This is a genomic window from Oleiphilus sp. HI0125, assembly GCF_001635355.1.
In genome coordinates, this window is record NZ_LWGF01001491.1 from 1 (window position 1) to 1,145 (window position 1,145).

Consider the following 1,145-nt stretch of genomic DNA (forward strand, 5'->3'; position numbering starts at 1 on the left):
CTAGATATCTAGAGAACTCTCTAGTGAATTCAGTTTCGTGTAGAGATTTGAATTAAAGCTAAATTTTACTTCCTAAAAACAACGAATTCTAATGTCTGCTTTTTTGTAGAAGTACGCCTTAAGGCTTGACCAAAATACGGCATCCCAACGGCTGCTATTGTCTACAAGTAAACCTCACAAATAGACAATACCGGACCTTAAGTTCGGACATCAGAATCGAATTCTGAGTATTCACTTTGTTCGAAAAGCAGACATTTATTTATAAAAGTTATCGTTCAAATAGGCTCGAAAGTAAATAGATAAATACTCGGTCAACATGGACTAATTGCCGTTATTCCAACTTGAGCTGATAAAATCCGATTTTACGAATAGTAGCTGTCAAGTCAGACTCAATTTAAGAATTTTTCCTTTAGATCCATTTACCATCAAGTAAAGTTTTCATTCACGCTCTCCCACAACACTTTTTACCTTGATGAATTCGTCTTTGTTGTAAACTAGCCATTCACCCAGATCATGCTGCAATTCCTCAATCGAACCATAGAATATACGTCTCCAAGTAGGTTGATTGAGCTTCAACAAGATCGTTTTATGGAACCTTTCACATATCCCGTTCGTTTTTGGATGGCAGATTTTAGTTTTGGTGTGCTCAATGTCAGCACCAATAAGTACGAAAGTTTTTCGCACAAGCAGCGCGCTATACGGTGAACAGTAAATCGGTCCGAATAATATATTTGGTTCCTTTAGAGATGGGCTGAGAACTGTGTAAACAATGCAAAGGATGATGCCCGTGTGGAAAACAAAGGACACCACCAATAGGTGTGCGGATATCAACTTCCTTAACCGATGCATTTCCTCGTGCTGGCTGCGTTGAATCTTCTAAGTTCACCAAAAACCTTGTTGCGCCACCTTCAAAGTCTTCGTTAAGTAAGATGAGAAATGTCATCTGACTATATCGATCTGGATAAGCGTTATGAATAAGCTCTTCATTGACCACTCGTGAGTCAGGCCACGCTCCATCGATATGATTCTTAAAAAAGTCGCCCTCGCTATAGCGGTAAAAGCGAAATCGTGCATTAATCCCAACAGCCTCTTGGTTATCAAACATCTCTGGATTATTGTTGGTTAAGTGCTTCACGCGTTCCCAG

Annotated in this window: 1 protein-coding gene and 1 pseudogene; both read right to left on the reverse strand. The window is 39.5% G+C overall.

Features of this window, described 5'->3' with window-relative positions; translation table 11 throughout:
• Positions 1-442: 442 nt before the first annotated feature.
• Positions 443-654: pseudogene (locus A3762_RS25120) on the reverse strand (integrase core domain-containing protein); the annotation flags it as partial.
• A 40-nt stretch (positions 655-694) separates the two neighbouring features.
• Positions 695-1,145 (reverse strand): 2OG-Fe(II) oxygenase (locus A3762_RS25125; protein ID WP_197469572.1); only part of this gene is annotated, 451 nt, incomplete at its 5' end.